Source organism: Neisseria yangbaofengii (assembly GCF_014898075.1).
GTDB lineage: Bacteria > Pseudomonadota > Gammaproteobacteria > Burkholderiales > Neisseriaceae > Neisseria > Neisseria yangbaofengii.
In genome coordinates, this window is sequence record NZ_CP062976.1 from 337,305 (window position 1) to 353,669 (window position 16,365).

Annotated in this window: 17 protein-coding genes and 1 tRNA gene; 10 read left to right on the forward strand and 8 right to left on the reverse strand. The window is 50.0% G+C overall.

Translation table 11 applies throughout. From position 1 onward, the window contains the following. Positions 1-53: 53 nt before the first annotated feature. Positions 54-1,640: a bifunctional peptide-methionine (S)-S-oxide reductase MsrA/peptide-methionine (R)-S-oxide reductase MsrB gene (gene msrAB, locus H4O27_RS01820; RefSeq protein ID WP_165006812.1), complete on the forward strand. Its 1,587-nt coding sequence runs from the start codon at positions 54-56 to the stop codon at positions 1,638-1,640. Between the two features lie 242 nt (positions 1,641-1,882). Here msrAB and H4O27_RS01825 read toward each other — a convergent pair whose 3' ends face one another. The 5 genes from H4O27_RS01825 to H4O27_RS01845 form a co-directional block, all read right to left on the reverse strand. Beyond that, positions 1,883-2,881 carry a siderophore ABC transporter substrate-binding protein gene (locus tag H4O27_RS01825; protein ID WP_165006811.1) on the reverse strand — a complete coding sequence of 333 codons (999 nt, stop codon included), beginning with the start codon at positions 2,879-2,881 and terminating at the stop codon, positions 1,883-1,885. Positions 2,882-3,171: 290 nt separating this feature from the next. Next, entirely contained in the window at positions 3,172-3,396 is a 225-nt protein-coding gene (locus H4O27_RS01830; protein ID WP_165006808.1) for a hypothetical protein, read from the reverse strand. Positions 3,397-3,411: 15 nt separating this feature from the next. Beyond that, positions 3,412-3,672 (reverse strand): hypothetical protein, encoded by a 261-nt coding sequence (locus H4O27_RS01835; protein WP_165006805.1) that lies wholly within the window; start codon positions 3,670-3,672, stop codon positions 3,412-3,414. A gap of 264 nt (positions 3,673-3,936) precedes the next feature. Continuing rightward, positions 3,937-4,743 carry a siderophore-interacting protein gene (locus H4O27_RS01840; protein ID WP_165006802.1) on the reverse strand — a complete coding sequence of 269 codons (807 nt, stop codon included), beginning with the start codon at positions 4,741-4,743 and terminating at the stop codon, positions 3,937-3,939. A gap of 71 nt (positions 4,744-4,814) precedes the next feature. Beyond that, positions 4,815-5,753, reverse strand: a complete 939-nt coding sequence (locus H4O27_RS01845; RefSeq protein WP_165006799.1) for an alpha/beta hydrolase — start codon at positions 5,751-5,753, stop codon at positions 4,815-4,817. 335 nt (positions 5,754-6,088) lie between these two features. Here H4O27_RS01845 and groES point away from each other — a divergent pair, with 335 nt between their 5' ends. From groES to groL, 3 genes are all read left to right on the forward strand, one after another. After that, positions 6,089-6,376: a co-chaperone GroES gene (gene groES / locus H4O27_RS01850; protein ID WP_165006795.1), complete on the forward strand. Its 288-nt coding sequence runs from the start codon at positions 6,089-6,091 to the stop codon at positions 6,374-6,376. Positions 6,377-6,423: 47 nt separating this feature from the next. Next, positions 6,424-6,714 (forward strand): DUF1330 domain-containing protein, encoded by a 291-nt coding sequence (locus H4O27_RS01855; RefSeq protein WP_165006793.1) that lies wholly within the window; start codon positions 6,424-6,426, stop codon positions 6,712-6,714. A gap of 76 nt (positions 6,715-6,790) precedes the next feature. After that, entirely contained in the window at positions 6,791-8,425 is a 1,635-nt protein-coding gene (gene groL / locus H4O27_RS01860) for a chaperonin GroEL (protein ID WP_165006788.1), read from the forward strand. A gap of 122 nt (positions 8,426-8,547) precedes the next feature. Here groL and H4O27_RS01865 read toward each other — a convergent pair whose 3' ends face one another. Beyond that, entirely contained in the window at positions 8,548-9,114 is a 567-nt protein-coding gene (locus H4O27_RS01865; RefSeq protein ID WP_165006785.1) for a hypothetical protein, read from the reverse strand. 248 nt (positions 9,115-9,362) lie between these two features. Between H4O27_RS01865 and H4O27_RS01870 the strand changes: the two genes are divergently transcribed. The 6 genes from H4O27_RS01870 (at position 9,363) to yacG (ending at position 14,434) form a co-directional block, all read left to right on the forward strand. Beyond that, positions 9,363-9,438, forward strand: a tRNA-Phe gene (locus H4O27_RS01870). A 338-nt stretch (positions 9,439-9,776) separates the two neighbouring features. Continuing rightward, positions 9,777-11,456, forward strand: a complete 1,680-nt coding sequence (pilB, locus tag H4O27_RS01875; RefSeq protein WP_165006782.1) for a type IV-A pilus assembly ATPase PilB — start codon at positions 9,777-9,779, stop codon at positions 11,454-11,456. Between the two features lie 74 nt (positions 11,457-11,530). Next, the gene (locus tag H4O27_RS01880; protein WP_165006779.1) at positions 11,531-12,772 is read left to right on the forward strand and encodes a type II secretion system F family protein; all 1,242 of its coding nucleotides are present in this window, start codon (positions 11,531-11,533) and stop codon (positions 12,770-12,772) included. A 1-nt stretch (position 12,773) separates the two neighbouring features. Further along, positions 12,774-13,637 (forward strand): prepilin peptidase, encoded by an 864-nt coding sequence (locus H4O27_RS01885; RefSeq protein ID WP_165006776.1) that lies wholly within the window; start codon positions 12,774-12,776, stop codon positions 13,635-13,637. Then, positions 13,638-14,246: a dephospho-CoA kinase gene (coaE, locus tag H4O27_RS01890; RefSeq protein ID WP_165006774.1), complete on the forward strand. Its 609-nt coding sequence runs from the start codon at positions 13,638-13,640 to the stop codon at positions 14,244-14,246. A gap of 2 nt (positions 14,247-14,248) precedes the next feature. Beyond that, a complete protein-coding gene (gene yacG, locus H4O27_RS01895) occupies positions 14,249-14,434 on the forward strand; it encodes a DNA gyrase inhibitor YacG (protein WP_165006771.1) in 186 nt (61 codons plus the stop codon). A gap of 186 nt (positions 14,435-14,620) precedes the next feature. On the opposite strand, the gene ispH is transcribed toward yacG, so the two are convergent. Both ispH and lspA read right to left on the reverse strand, forming a co-directional pair. Next, the gene (gene ispH, locus H4O27_RS01900) at positions 14,621-15,589 is read right to left on the reverse strand and encodes a 4-hydroxy-3-methylbut-2-enyl diphosphate reductase (protein WP_165006768.1); all 969 of its coding nucleotides are present in this window, start codon (positions 15,587-15,589) and stop codon (positions 14,621-14,623) included. Positions 15,590-15,613: 24 nt separating this feature from the next. Further along, positions 15,614-16,114, reverse strand: a complete 501-nt coding sequence (gene lspA, locus H4O27_RS01905) for a signal peptidase II (RefSeq protein ID WP_165006765.1) — start codon at positions 16,112-16,114, stop codon at positions 15,614-15,616. Positions 16,115-16,365 lie beyond the last annotated feature (251 nt).

The window sequence follows — 16,365 nt, forward strand, 5'->3', positions numbered from 1 at the left end:
TTCCGCTATGCTGCGTCTAATGTAGTATGACTGTTTTTTAAAAAGGCCGTATCATGCAGGATTCACCGAAAAAATCATTCGCCCTCAAAGCGGGCATTGCCCTTGCCGCCGCAGCCGCTGCGCTGGCAATCTTGCTGCTGCCGCAAACGCCGGGTGCGGAAGCGGCGCCTGTGCCGCAGATGTTGGAAAAGCTGCAAACGCCGCAGCATGTTCCGGCAAAAAATTATCTCAAGGCCGATAAGCCGACTTTGATTAAATTTTGGGCAAGCTGGTGTCCGCTCTGCCTTTCCGAACTGCAACACACCGAACAATGGGCGAAAGATCCCCGTTTTCAGACGGCCAATCTGATTACCGTTGCTTCGCCGGGCTTTTTGGGGGAAAAGAAAGACGGCGAATTTCAAACGTGGTATCAAGGTTTGGATTATCCCGCCCTGCCGGTGCTGACCGATGCCGGCGGCACACTTGCCAAAAGCCTGAACATCGGCGTTTACCCGTCGTGGGCGGTGTTGGACAAACACGGACAGGTTGCCCGCATTGTCAAAGGAAGCATCAACGAAGCGCAGGCTTTGGCACTGATTGCCGACCCGAATGCCGATTTAGGCCGTCTGAAAACCACTGCCCAAATCCCGTTTAACAAAGCAGACCATACGAAAGCGAAACCTATGAATACCAAAACCATTTATCTGGCCGGCGGCTGTTTCTGGGGCTTGGAAGCCTATTTCCAACGCATAGACGGCGTGGCCGATGCCGTATCCGGCTATGCCAACGGCCATACCGAAAATCCGAGCTATGAAGACGTGTCCCACCGCCACAGCGGCCACGCCGAAACCGTGCGGGTAACCTACGATGCCGACAAGCTGAGTTTGGACGACATTCTGCAATATTATCTGCGGGTGGTTGATCCGACCAGTCTCAACCAACAGGGCAACGACCGCGGCGAACAATACCGCAGCGGCGTGTACTACACCGATCCGGCCGAACAAGCCGTGATTGCCGCCGCCCTGAAACGCGAACAGCAAAAATACAGCCGCCCGATTGTGGTCGAAAACCAAGCCCTGCAAAACTTCTACGAAGCCGAGGAATACCATCAGGACTACCTGATCAAAAACCCCAACGGCTACTGCCACATCGACATCAAAAAAGCCGACGAACCTTTGGCGGGCAAAGCCAAACCGCAAACTAAAGGTTTTGATGCCGCAAACTACCGCAAACCCGGCGATGCCGAATTGAAACAGTCGCTAACCGCCGAACAATACCGGGTCACCCAACAGGCCGGCACCGAATACGCCTTCAGCCACGAATACGACCATCTGTTCCAACCGGGCATTTATGTGGACATCGTCAGCGGCGAACCGCTGTTCAGCTCCGCCGACAAATTCAATTCCGGCTGCGGCTGGCCGAGCTTCACCAAACCGATTGAAGCCGCCGCCGTTACCGAACACGACGACACCAGCTACAATATGCACCGCACCGAAGTACGCAGCCGTGCCGCCGACTCCCACCTCGGCCACGTGTTCCCCGACGGCCCGAAAGACAAAGGCGGCCTGCGCTACTGCATCAACGGTGCCAGCCTGAAGTTCATCCCTGTGGATAAAATGGACGAACAAGGCTACGGCGCTTGGAAACATACTGTGCGTTGAGTTTGTTATTTGACTGAATTTTCCTGAAAAACGGAAAAACAAAGCCGTCTGAAAAGTGCATTTTCAGACGGCTTTGTTTTTTATCCATAGGGAAGTAGCTTGAGAAAATGTTTGCGATTACCGTCTTTACTCATTAATTCCGACGCAAGTCGGAATCATGGGTTACGTATTTCTTCACTGATGCGATAAATGCGTTCAGACGGCCTTTGCTGATCAAAGGCCGTCTGAATACCCAAATACGCTTATTTTACGGCATTGAATGCGTCGGTCAGCTGCTTGCTGGCGTTGAGCAATTCTTGCGCGCCGCCGGCTGCCAGATAGGTTTCAGGCACTAAGTACACCACTTGGCCTTTTTTCCAGGCATTGGTTTCGGCCACCAACGGGTTATCCAATACGTTTTTTGCTGCTTGGCCTTCTTCACCGATGGCTGCGCCGCGGTCTAATACAAACAACCAATCCGGATTTTTCTCTTTCAGGTATTCAAAGGTTACCGGTTGGCCGTGGCTGCCTTCTTTGATGGCTTCGTCTACCGCAGGCACGCCGATGTCTTTATGAATCCAGCCGCCCAAGCGCGAAGTCGGGCCGAAAGCGGATAATTTGCCGCCGTTGACGATAATCACCAAACCGTTACCTTTGCCTTCGGCTGCTTTTTTAGCCGCATCAAAAGAAGCGTCAATTTCGGCTTTCAGCGCGTCAGCTTCGGCTTGTTTACCAAAGATTTGGCCAAACGCCTCAATGCGCTCTTTCGCACTTTCTTTCAGGTTGTCGGTTTCGGCGGTCATTTCAATGGTCGGCGCAATCGCGTTCAACTGGTCGAAGGCTTTGGCAGCACGGCTGCCGATGATGATTAATTGCGGTTTGTAGCTGTTTAAGGCTTCAAAGTTCGGTTCAAACAAAGTACCGGCAGGTTGGGTGTTTTTCAGATAATCACCCAAGTATGGCAACAGGTTTTTGGTGTTTTCAATCGACATACCGGCCTGTACGCCCAATTTTTGCAGCGTGTCGGCCATGCCTAAATCGTAAACAGCCACGCGCTCAGGATTTTGCGGTACTTGTACATCACCGCGCGCAGTTTTCACGGTCAGGGCAGCAGCTTCGGTTTGTGCGGCCGGTGTCGCAGAAGCCGCCGCGGCAGAGGCGCCTGAAGCGGCAGGAGTAGCCGGTTGGGCAGCTTCTTGTTTCGGTGAACATGCGCTTAAGGCCAGTGCACAGCATACGGCCAAAGAAGTTAAACGTAACATTAAAATCTCCAAAAAATGAATGTGTGATACGGGTGAGAGTGCCTGATTAAGCCAATGGTTTCAAACCGTATCAATGATGAGAATGGTTTTCTTTTATTTTCGCACAGATTTGATTAATTTCCAAGTTTGTCATGGGCAAGCCATCAAACCATTCAATATGCCTTCTGAAAGCAAATTTTGTCTTCAGACGGCCTTGGAGACATCATTTCGCCAAGAAACGTTCATCCACCGCAAAGCCGCGCGGGTTATCCGGTTTGGCAATGTCAAATTCACGGAAAGTGCTGTTGACTTCAGTCGCGACTGTTTTGCCGCCAATCACGGCTGAGGCGTTTAAGGCAGCCCGCCGCCGCGTTTGCCCGTTTCGCATCAGGAAATTCCAAACGGCTTAATTTCAAAGAAGTTTGGCCGGTTTTGGCGTCGTTGCCTGCAATTTGTTTGCCGAGCGGACGGATTTTGTCTTCCGCTTTGAATGCCGCTGCATCAACGCCGGCATCACCAATCACCGCTATATCCAAATAAACGCGCTTGGTTCAACTGCATTTTGCCGTTCGCCGCCGGAATGTCGGCCAATATCTTGGTGCCGCGGTGAATCGCGCGGTTGCCACCCCAAACCGTTTGGCTTTCACGCGGCGGGCAGCGTGGGTTAGTGAATAAGCGCGGCTCATAAACATGATTTTATAACCCTGCACGGCACGTGCGGCTTTGCCGTCGGTGCTGTCGTCCGGTAATTGCGGCGCATTGTCTTGGGCGTTGCCGATAATGCGGGCGGACGTGCAGGGCGTGGCCGTCAATCGAAACGTTTTGCTGACGGCTGAAACCGGCAGCGGAAGCAGAAGCCGCGCCCAATGCGGCAGCAACAAATGTGTGGAAAATAAGGTGTGGAAAATACTGATGGCAATGGTTTTCAGACGGCCCGGTTTTTATAGTAAATCCACTTTAAAATAGTACGGCGTTGGTTCGCCTAGCCGTATTATCTATACTGTCTTCGGCCCGCCGCCTTGTCCTATTTTAAAGTGAATCCACTATAGCCTGAAAACCAAGCGGAAAACGGTGGTTTATTCCGTATCGCTGTCCATAAAATCATGGCGTTTTCGGTGGTATTTTTCTTCCGCTTCACCCAAGCGCCAATACGGCACGGCGTAGCATTGTGTGATGGAAAGCTGCCATTCTTTGCGCACCAAATCGCGCAATACGCCCACCATCGCGGCTTCGCCGGCAATCCATACGTAGCAATCGATGCCGGTCGGTCGGGCTTGGCGCACTTGCTCGATGATTTGCGGATATTGCGCGGGTTCGGCATAAACGGTGTGTACATTGACGGCTTGCGGGTGGCGGAAGGTGGCGGGCAGGGTTTCGTTTTCCGGTAGCAGTATAAACACATTGCCGCGCGCGTTGGCATCCATATCCGGCAGCATGGATTCGATAGCAGGCAGGGAGGTGAGGTCGCCAATCATCAGGTATTCGGCGGCTGGTTTTAGCATTTCGTCGCGGCCGCGCGGTGCGCTCACGCCGATGGTTTGGCCGGTTTGCACGCGTTCGGCAAATGCGGAAGCGGGGCCGTTGTCGCCGTGCAACACAAAGTCAATCGTCAGCGTGTTGGCTTGGCGGTCAAAATCGCGCACGGTGTAAGTGCGTACAAACGGACGCACTACCCCCTCTGCCCATTTCGGGCCGGCGGGTGTGATTTCGGGGAAATTCGGCACGGTTTGGCCGTCGGCAGGCAGGAATATTTTTATCGGCGCGCCGTTGAAGGCATAAGGGTAGTCGGCCAATTCTTCGCTGTGGAACATGATGCGGCGCAAGTGCGGGCTGATATCCTGCCATGAAGCGACTTGTACGAGGCGTGGGCGGTTGGGGTTCATTGTTTTTTCCTTTTTGTTTGAATGTGTGGGTTTCAGACTGCCTTTATTCCGAACAGGACGTCTGAAAAATATTATGGTTCGGCAGCAATTTCCAGCGCATGTAAAAAGGAAACCGGCAAAATGCCGCCGTGATCCAATTCGGGATAGCCGGTAAATTCGGCGCGGATATCGTTTCGGGCGGACATTTGCCCGGTTAATTTTTTGCCCGCCCCGCTCGGTAATTGTGCGGCGGCCTGTTGCCGTGCAGCCAAACGGGCGGCTTGTTCGGGCGTGGGTTTTCTGGTGTTGCGCCCGCGTTTCCGTTGGCTTTGCTCGATTGACAAAGTGCGGTTGAGGAACACATCAGGCCGTCTGAAAGCGGCTTGGTATTGCCGATACAGGCTGCCTTGCTCAAACCACAAGGCCGGATCGGCGGCGATGTAGTGGGTGAAGCTTTGCGGCGAATTTAAAAGCGTATAAAGCACAAACAAACCACCGTAGGAATGCCCCCACAGTATTTGCCGCTCAGGATTGAGTTTCACGCGCGCTTCGATTTGCGGGCGGATGGCAGTGTTGATGAGTTGTAAAAAATCCGCCGCGCCCCCGTGGGTGCGGGTGGGATCAACGGCATCGCTGAAGATTTGGCCGTGATGGTTGGGCGGTGTGTAATCGTGCGCACGGGCAGCGGTGTCGAAACGCAAATCGGTGTCATAGCCAACCAATACCAACACCGGCGGCCGCTTGAGTGTGTTTAAACGTTGCGGCGTCAGGTTTTCGGTTAAAGCATTGCCGTCCAGCGCATACAATACGCTGTGGCCTTGTTTCGGCACGGCTGTTTTCGGAATGCCCAAATATATGCGGTAGCGGCGTTTGCCGTCGGCAGATTGGTAATTCAGTATGTCAAAATGATAGCGGCTGCCAGGCATGTAAAGCGGCGCGGTGTCTGATTTCCGGCTGAAATCAGGCGCGGCTGCGGCAATGCAGGTGTTGAAGAACAGGCCGAAGGCGAGCAGGAGTTTTTTGAGCAGCATAGGGCATAATCAGTGTCAGGTTTATGGGCGGCCGTCTGAAACATTTCAGATGGCCTGACAAGCAATATTCCGAAGATTATAATTTAGTCGAAAATGATTATCAAAAATAATAACAATGCCGTCTGAAGAAATCGTATTTTGCAGCGGGCAATCTGTTTTCAGACGGCCTGCTGCTTATCATTAAAGTAATCGGTTGCCAACCGCAGAAAAATTTGTGCTTCAGGGCTTGAATTTTGCGCCGATAACCTTATTTTTAGCTGCGTTGAAACAAATATCTTTGTTTTATCTGTGAATTTTCAAAACAAACTTTACGCAACTTTTTTGGAGAATATTACATGACCATCCGTCCTTTACATGACCGTGTAGTGGTTAAACGTTTGGAAGCCGAAGAGAAAACGGCTTCGGGTATTGTGTTGCCGGGTGCGGCTGCGGAAAAGCCTGATATGGGCGAAGTGATTGCCGTGGGTGCCGGTAAAGTCGGCGAAGACGGCAACCGCCGTGCGCCGGATGTGAAAGTCGGCGACAAGGTGATTTTCGGCAAATACAGCGGCCAAACCGTTAAAGCCGACGGCGAAGAATTGCTGGTGATGCGTGAAGAAGACATCTTCGGTATCGTGGAATAATTGAACAAGCGGTAAAGCCTATCCTGCTATTGTGAAGGAAAATAGTGATGACAGCTTATGTTGTTTTTATCCGGGACAAGATGAAAGACCAAGCGGCGTATGACGGTTACCTTCAGGCAGCCGTGCCGACGCTTGCGCCTTTCGGCGGCGAAATCTTGGCGGCCAATGGTGCGCACGAGGCCTTGGAAGGTGCGGATTGCGACGGTTCGGTCGTTTTGCGTTTCCCCGATATGGCTTCCGCCCGTGCGTGGTACACAAGCGCTGAATATGAGCAGTTTAAAGCCATTCGCTTGGGCGCAACCGAGGGTCGTGCCATCTTGTTGGAAGGTGTGGCTTAACCTTAATTTAAGGCCGTCTGAAAAACGGTTTTCAGACGGCCTCAATCAGATTTTTAGTGATTTTTGGAGAATTTAAATGGCAGCTAAAGAAGTTCAATTTGGTAATGAAGTCCGCCAAAAAATGGTAAACGGCGTGAATGTGTTGGCAAACGCCGTACGTGTAACCTTGGGCCCGAAAGGCCGTAATGTGGTGCTGGACCGTGCGTTCGGCGGCCCGCACATCACTAAAGACGGTGTGTCCGTAGCCAAAGAAATCGAATTGAAAGACAAATTTGAGAATATGGGTGCGCAAATGGTGAAAGAGGTGGCCTCTAAAACCAACGATGTGGCGGGCGACGGTACGACAACCGCTACCGTATTGGCGCAGGCGATTGTTACCGAAGGCATGAAATACGTTACCGCCGGCATGAACCCGACCGACCTGAAACGCGGTATCGACAAAGCCGTTGCCGCTTTGGTGGAAGAATTGCGCAACATCGCCAAACCTTGCGACACTTCTAAAGAAATCGCCCAAGTGGGTTCGATTTCCGCCAACTCTGACGAACAAGTCGGCGCCATCATCGCCCAAGCAATGGAAAAAGTGGGCAAAGAAGGCGTGATTACCGTGGAAGACGGCAAATCGCTGGAAAACGAGCTGGACGTGGTAGAAGGTATGCAGTTCGACCGCGGCTACCTGTCGCCATACTTCATCAACGATGCCGAAAAACAAATTGCCGCTTTGGACAATCCTTTTGTCTTGCTGTTTGACAAAAAAATCAGCAATATCCGTGATTTGTTGCCGGTGTTGGAACAAATCGCCAAAACCAGCCGTCCGCTCTTGATTATCGCCGAAGACGTTGAAGGCGAAGCCTTGGCGACTCTGGTGGTGAACAACATCCGGGGCATTCTGAAAACCGTAGCCGTGAAAGCACCGGGCTTCGGCGACCGCCGCAAAGCCATGTTGCAGGACATCGCCATTCTGACCGGCGGCACCGTGATTTCCGAAGAAGTTGGTCTGTCTTTGGAAAAAGCGACTCTGGAAGACTTGGGTCAGGCCAAACGCATTGAAATCGGCAAAGAAAACACCACCATCATCGACGGTTTCGGCGATACTGCCCAAATCGAAGCCCGTGTCGGCGAAATCCGCCAACAAATCGAAGTGGCTACCAGCGATTACGACAAAGAAAAACTGCAAGAACGTGTGGCGAAACTCGCCGGCGGTGTGGCAGTGATTAAAGTCGGCGCAGCCACCGAAGTGGAAATGAAAGAGAAGAAAGACCGTGTCGAAGACGCGCTGCATGCAACCCGTGCCGCCGTTGAAGAAGGCGTGGTTGCCGGCGGCGGCGTAGCCCTGCTGCGTGCCCGTTCTGCTCTGGAAAATCTGCACACCGGCAATTCTGACCAAGACGCAGGCGTACAAATCGTATTGCGTGCCATTGAATCACCGCTTCGCCAAATCGTTGCCAATGCCGGCGGCGAACCGAGCGTGGTGGTGAACAAAGTGTTGGAAGGACAAGGCAACTTCGGCTACAACGCAGGCAGCGGCGAATACGGCGATATGATTGAAATGGGCGTACTCGACCCTGCGAAAGTAACCCGTTCCGCACTGCAACACGCCGCTTCCATTGCCGGCCTGATGCTGACCACCGACTGCATGATTGCCGAAATCCCTGAAGACAAACCGGCCATGCCTGATATGGGCGGCATGGGTGGCATGGGCGGTATGATGTAAGGCCGTCCGGGCATTAGGATTGTAAAAGGAAAATCCCACACGGTTTTGGTTGTGTGGGATTTTTTGTGCGCATAACTAAGGCCGGAGGCCGTCTGAAAATATTTCAGACGGCCTCTAAATATTTAAGAATCTTTAGCCTGCATAATGGCTTGCAATTGTTGGTTCAAGGTATCGGCATCCATCCAGCCGGCTTGAATAAACAGAATCAGTAAAACCGAGCCGACGGCGAGTGTGCCGAGAAAATACAAAAGATAGCCCAGCATGATTTTCCAACCGGAAACATTGCCCATTTTCATAAAGCCGATGGCTTGCGCCCCGAAGCTCCACACTTGGTAAAACAGCGCCGGCGTGGCCAGTTGCGGCACATAAAATAAAGCCAACATGGGAATTGCTAAGGCTTCGGAAGCCAAGGTAAAGCCCCATAGCGGCAAGCGCGGCATGCTGCCGTAATAATGAATCACCGCACGCATGGCACGGCTCAATACCAGCCATTTGACGATGGTGAGCAAAACTGCAAACACAATTGCGGCAGGCTCTTGGCCGAATAAAGGCGACATGCTGGCCGCGTTGATGACGCCCAGCAGTAACAGTACGGCGGCAATCACCGGCAGTGTGTAGAGATATTCCATCGGCGGACGGTAGCGCAGGCGCAGAATATCCAGCATATCTTTTAGAAATTGATAAAGCATGTGTGTGTTTTTATCGAAAGGGGAAGCAGTTATTGTAGCTTAAAAACAGGATGAGCGGCCATGATTCTGTTTTCAGACGGCCTGATAAAGTAAATTCGCAGAAAATGCCGGAAATCCTGTCAAAATCATGAAATTTTAATTCAATATAAAACATAAGTTTAGTTATTTTGTGAATATTTCTGTCAAATAAGGCTTGCGTGAAGGCGGTGTTTTTGGTTTAATACACATCTCGCAACGAAACACGCGAAGGCCAGATAGCTCAGTTGGTAGAGCAACGGATTGAAAATCCGTGTGTCGGCGGTTCGATCCCGCCTCTGGCCACCACCAACCGCTTCAGCGGTTATTTTTTTATCTGAAGATTTGGAAAGGCCGGAAATTGTCCGGCCTTTTTATACGTAGCGGCTCAAACATTATATCTGTTGTGAAATGGTTTCTAATTGTTGATACAATTTCAAAAGCAGGTTTGAGACTGGCCCGGCTTGTTTTATAATAACAAACGCATATTAAATAAGAACAATAAACATAACATCAAATGAAAATCAATAACCTGCCTTCGACCGGTAAAAGGAGAAACAAAAGGTCGTCGGAAATTTTAGGATATTCAAATTAAATACATAGCAAAGCTTAGGGATGGGGCTTTGCCAGAAACGGAACAGGTTAAAATGAGTGTCGGATTACTGCGCGTATTGGCGCAAAGTCAAACCATTACGCCTACTCAGGCAGAACATTATCAAGCGGCGATTAAAGCGCATAAAGACATTATGCCGATGCTGTTTGATGATGGCGTAATTTCTCCCAAAGCCCTTGGTGAGCTGGTGGCGCGTGTGTTCAGCTATCCTTTGCTGGATTTGCATCATTATCCGCGCAGCTATGTGTTGACTGATGTGCTGACTGAAGAGCAGATGGTGCAAAACCGCTGTGTACCGATTTTCCGTCGTGGCCGTAAGGTTTATTTGGCGGTGTCTGATCCGACCCAAATTCAAAATTTTCAAAAAATCGCTTTTTCTTCGGGCGTTTCTGTCGATTTGGTGGTAGTGCCGCATGACCAGTTGAGTTCTTTGCTGGAATGGATTGGCCAACGCTCGACCACTATTTTGAAAGAAATCAGCCAAGAGCAGGAATCTTCGCAACCGCCGCAAGCACTGTATATCGACAATGAAGAAGCGGAAGACGGCCCGATTCCGCGCTTCATTCATAAAACATTGTCCGATGCCTTGAATGCAGGTGCATCGGATATCCATTTTGAATTTTACGAGCAAATGGCACGTGTGCGTTTCCGTGTCGACGGACAATTGCGTGAAGTAGTGCAGCCGCCGGTTGCCGTGCGCGGTCAGTTGGCATCGCGTATTAAAGTGATGGCGCGCTTGGATATTTCTGAAAAACGCGTGCCGCAAGACGGCCGTATTCAGATTGCCTTCCATAAGCATGGCCGCCCGATTGACTTCCGTGTGAGTACCTTGCCGACTTTGTTCGGTGAAAAAGTGGTGATGCGTATTTTGAATTCGGATGCCGCAACATTGAATATTGACCAATTGGGTTTTGAGCCATTCCAAAAAGAAATGCTGCTTGAAGCCATTCATCGTCCTTACGGCATGGTGCTGGTGACCGGCCCTACCGGTTCGGGTAAAACCGTTTCGCTTTATACCTGCCTGAATATTTTGAACACGGAAGATGTGAATATTTCCACGGCAGAAGATCCGGCCGAGATTAACTTGCCGGGGATTAATCAGGTCAACGTCAATGATAAACAAGGCCTGACCTTTGCCGCGGCCTTGAAATCTTTCTTGCGTCAGGATCCGGACATCATCATGGTCGGCGAGATTCGTGACTTGGAAACTGCCGACATCGCGATTAAAGCAGCTCAAACCGGTCATATGGTGTTCTCAACACTGCACACCAATAATGCGCCGGCAACCTTGTCGCGTATGCTGAATATGGGTGTGGCGCCGTTTAACATAGCCAGTTCGGTAAGTTTGATTATGGCGCAGCGTCTTTTGCGCCGCTTGTGTCCCAACTGTAAAAAACCGATTGAGCGCCCGCCTGTGCCGGCATTGAAAAAGGCCGGTTTTACCGATGAAGATTTGGCCAAGGATTGGCAAATGTATCGTCCCGTCGGTTGCGACAGTTGCCGAGGCAAGGGGTTCAAAGGGCGCATCGGTGTGTATGAAGTGATGCCGATTACCGAAGAAATGCAGCGTGTGATTATGGATAACGGCACGGAAGTCGATATCCAAAACATGGCTTACCAAGAAGGTATGGTGGATTTGCGTCGCGCCGGTTTATTGAAAGTGATGCAGGGTTTGACTTCATTGGAAGAAGTCACGGCACACACCAATGATTGATTTTAAGAATGGGAAATGCAAGGGGAATTGCGTTTCTCATTCTTTCTCATATGAAATTAGGGGGTAATTGAATTATGGCTCAAGCAGAGCAAAAAAATGGTTTGTTCGCCCAAAAGAGCAAAGGTAAACGTTTTACATTCGAGGGTAAAAATACCCATACCGACCAAGTGGTTCGCGGCGAAGTAGTGGCGAAAGATGGGGAAGAAGCGCGTAAAAAGCTGCAACGCCGCGGTATCCGTCCGTTGCGAATCAGTAAAGTGAAAGCGGTACGCAAGCGCCGCATTACGCAAGAAGACATCACAGTATTTACCCGTCAATTAGCAACCATGATGAAAGCAGGTCTGCCTTTGATGCAGGCTTTTGAAATTGTGTCGCGCGGCCACTCAAACCCTGCGATGACGCAAATGCTTATGCAAATCCGCGCCGAAGTGGAGCAGGGTAGTGCATTGGGTAAATCATTTGCCAAATACCCGAAATATTTTGACCGATTCTACTGCAATCTGGTTTCTGCCGGTGAAACCGGCGGTGTGCTGGAAGGCTTGCTGGATAAGTTGGCTGTTTATAAAGAGAAAACGCAAGCCATTAAGAAAAAAGTGAAAACTGCACTGACTTACCCGATTTCGATTGTGGTGGTGGCGGTCATTTTGATGTTTATCATGATGATGTTCGTATTGCCGGCATTTAAAGAAGTATACAGCGGCATGGGTGCGGAACTGCCTTGGTTGACTCGGGTAGTGATGAATATCTCTGATTTCTTTGTCGAATACGGTTGGATCATGATCATCGGCTTAATTTTAATCGGTTTTGGTGTGTATAAGTTGCACCAAAACTCACCGGTTTTTCAAAAACGTGTTGATGCAATGATGCTTAGATTGCCGATTTTTGGCTCTATTGTGCGAAAGGCGACGATTGCACGCTGGTCACGCACAACTTCTACTTTGTTTGCAGCAGGTGTGCCGCTGGTTGAAGTATTGGATTCGGTGGCAGGTGCTTCGGGCAATATTCTGTATGAAGAGGCCACGCAAGATATTCGCGCCAAAGTGACGCAGGGTTTGTCGCTGACATCAAGTATGCAGAATACTGAAATGTTCCCGAATATGGTGATTCAGATGGCATCTATTGGTGAGGAATCCGGTTCTTTGGATGACATGCTGAATAAAGCTGCTGAATTTTACGAAGACGAAGTGGATAATTCTGTTGCGCAATTATCTTCGCTGATGGAGCCGATTATCATGGTGGTATTGGGCTTGTTGATTGGCGTGTTGTTGGTGGCGATGTATTTACCGCTGTTCAATTTGGGCAACGTGGTGGGTTAAGATGCTGGATACTTGGAATGCCTTAGCGCCATTTGTTGTGCCATTGGCTGTGATTTTCGGTTTGTTAATCGGCAGCTTTTTGAATGTGGTGATTTATCGCGTTCCGGTAATGATGGAGCGCGGTTGGACGCAATTTGCCAAAGAGCATTTGAATTTGCCGTTAACGGCCGAAGAAGAAGTGCCTTTTACTTTGTCGAAACCGGATTCGCGCTGTCCGAAATGTCATGCGCCGGTGAAGGCTTGGCAGAATATTCCGATTGCGAGCTATTTGTTGTTGGGGGGTAAATGCAGTTCGTGCAAAACGCCCATCAGCATCCGCTATCCTTTGGTGGAATTGCTCACCGGTGTCTTATTCGGCATCGTGGCGTGGCAATACGGCTGGACGTGGCTCACATTCGGTGGCTTGATTTTCACCGCTATACTGGTTGCACTGACCTTTATCGACTATGATACCCAATACTTGCCCGATTCCTTAACCTTGCCGCTGATATGGCTGGGTTTACTGTATAACTTCAACGGTGCATTTACGACATTGCAATCGGCGGTATTGGGTGCGGTTTGCGGTTATATGAGTTTGTGGTTGCTGTGTTATGTCTATAAACTCTTAACCGGCAAAATCGGCATGGGCGGCGGTGACTTTAAATTATTGGCCGCACTAGGCGCATGGCTGGGTGTCGGTGTGTTGCCGGTATTGGTGTTTATGGCGGCCTTAATTGGCATTGTCGGCGCACTCATATCACGTGTTGGTAAGGGGCAGCAATTTGCCTTCGGCCCAAGCTTGGCGGTGGCCGGATGGATTATTTTCATTGCCAATGAACCAATTCGCCGATTGATTCAATGGTGGCTAACCAAATCAGGATTTTAAATGACGGTTTGGGTCGGATTAACAGGCGGTATCGGTAGCGGAAAATCAAAAGCTGCGGCGGAATTCGTTGCGCTGGGTGTGCCGCATATCGATGCCGATGCCCTCAGCCGCAGCCTGACGGCAGATAACGGCAAAGCCCTGCCTGCTATCCTTGAAACCATTGGCGGGCACGTATTTGAAAGTGAAGGCCGTCTGAATCGTGCCGCATTGCGTGAAGAAGTGTTCAGACGGCCTCAAACCAAAGCCATACTCGAATCTTTGATGTTTCCATTGATTTTGCAAGAAATCCGCCTGCAACAAGCGCAGTATTCAGATAAAATTTACGGCATCATCGATGTACCGCTGTTGGTGGAAAATCCGCCATTTCTTGCGTTGGTGCAACGTGTGTTGGTGATTGATGTGGAAGAAGCCGCGCAAATCGAGCGTGTCAAACAGCGCAGCGGCTTAAGCGAAGATGAAATCCGCCGCATTATGGCTAGCCAAGCGCCACGTCGTGAGCGGTTGCTGCATGCTGATGATGTGATTAAAAATGACTGCAGCCTGAGCGAGTTAGCCGAAAAAGTCCAACGTTTACATCGCTTTTATATCCATACACTCAAGGCCGTCTGAATATGAATGAACACATTACCATCGTCAAATGCCCAACCTGCCGAACGCCGGTTATCTGGAGCAGCGAAAGCAAATACCGCCCGTTTTGCAGCCGGCGTTGCAAGCTGATCGATTTGGGCGAATGGGCAGAAGAGCGTTATAGTGTTGAAGCGGTTGAAGATGACACTTTGTCAGATTTGCTGAAATAAGCCATCAATAAAATTCAGAAAATAATATAGTGAATCCACTTTAAAATAGTACGGTGTTGGCTCGCCCAGCCGTATTATCGATACTGTCTTCGGCTCGCCGCCTTGTCCTGTTTTAAAGCGAATCCACTATAAAAGGCCGTCTGAAAGATTATCTTTCAGACGGCCTTTTATTATTTGGGAAGGAAATTAACCCTTATTCAAAATCTGCTTATTCTCACCTTCGCGGCGCAATTCTTTCGGCAACACAAACACGATGCTTTCTTCCGCACCTTTGCCTTCACACACGGTATCATGTCCCCAAGATTGAATGGTTTGCAATACTTCCTGCACCAACACTTCCGGCGCCGAGGCACCCGCTGTCACCCCGACTTTGGATTTGCCGTCGAACCATTTTTTCTGCAGATAACCGGCGTTATCAACCATATACGCATCCACCCCGCGCACCGCCGCCACTTCACGCAAGCGGTTGCTGTTGGATGAATTGGGTGAACCGACCACAATTACAATATCGCATTCAGCCGCCAAATCTTTCACCGCTTTTTGACGGTTGGTGGTGGCGTAGCAAATGTCTTCTTTGTGCGGGTTGCAGATATTGGGGAAACGCGCATTCAATGCTTCGATGATGTCTTTGGTTTCGTCAACCGACAAAGTGGTCTGGCTCACATAGGCTAGTTTGCCGGGGTCGGCCACTTCCAATGCCGCTACGTCTTCCACCACTTCTACCAGCAGCATTTTGCCCGGTGGCAGCTGTCCCATCGTGCCTTCTACTTCGACATGGCCTTTGTGGCCGATCATAATGATTTGATAATCCTGTGCATCCAGGCGAGCCACTTCTTTGTGCACTTTGGTCACCAGCGGGCAAGTCGCATCAAACACACGGAAACCGCGCATTTTGGCCTCTTCCTGAACGGCCTTCGATACGCCGTGTGCCGAATAAATCAGCGTGGCACCGGCCGGTACTTCCGACAAATCTTCAATAAAAATTGCGCCTTTATCACGCAGATTATCGACCACGAATTTATTGTGCACGACTTCATGGCGCACATAAATCGGCGCACCGTATTCTTCCAACGCACGCTCTACGATTGCAATGGCGCGGTCAACGCCGGCACAAAAGCCGCGCGGATTGGCCAGCATAATGGTTTTGTTTGTCATGTGTGTATTCCGAAAAATTCAGTTTCAGACGGCCCGATTCTCTGGCGCTGTATTTTTTTTATGTTTGTTTGAAAAGCCGTCCAATACCAACAATACCGCACCCACGCAGATAAAACTGTCGGCAATATTGAAAGCAGGGTAATACCAATCTTGCCAATAAAATAATAAAAAATCAACCACATGGCCATAAGACAATCGGTCGGCCGCATTGCCGATGGCACCGCCGATAATCATCGCCGCCCCGATTTTTCCCCAACGCGCAAAGTCATTTTTTGCAATGCCGCGCCACAAATAGCCGCTGATTACCAAAGCCAGCGTTAAAAAGAAATACTTCTGCCAACCGCCTTGGTCAGCCAAAAAACTAAACGCCGCGCCCGGGTTGAACACCAGCGTCCAATCAAAAAAATTCGGAATGATGTTTATGCGTTCTTGGTATTGAAAATTCGCCAGCGTCCAGATTTTCGTGGTTTGGTCGAGCGCAATCGCTGCCAATACCAGCAGCAGATAAAAGATTTTAGAACTCATGTTTCAGACGGCCTGAAGTCGGTAAAAAGAGATATTCTACCTGAAAGCGGTAAAGTGATGTTTTGAATTTGTTGCAGTGGAGTTGATTTCAGAAAAACATCAGAAGTAAAAAATGCGTGTTGTATGTTTGAGAAGCGGAGTTTCATCTCTAAGTGTAAAAAAACGTTTTATTTTGCAAGTAATATGGCATGGTGTTATTATCCTTTTCTATTTGGTCTCATCGGCCGACAAGGATTAAAGTGTATATTTGC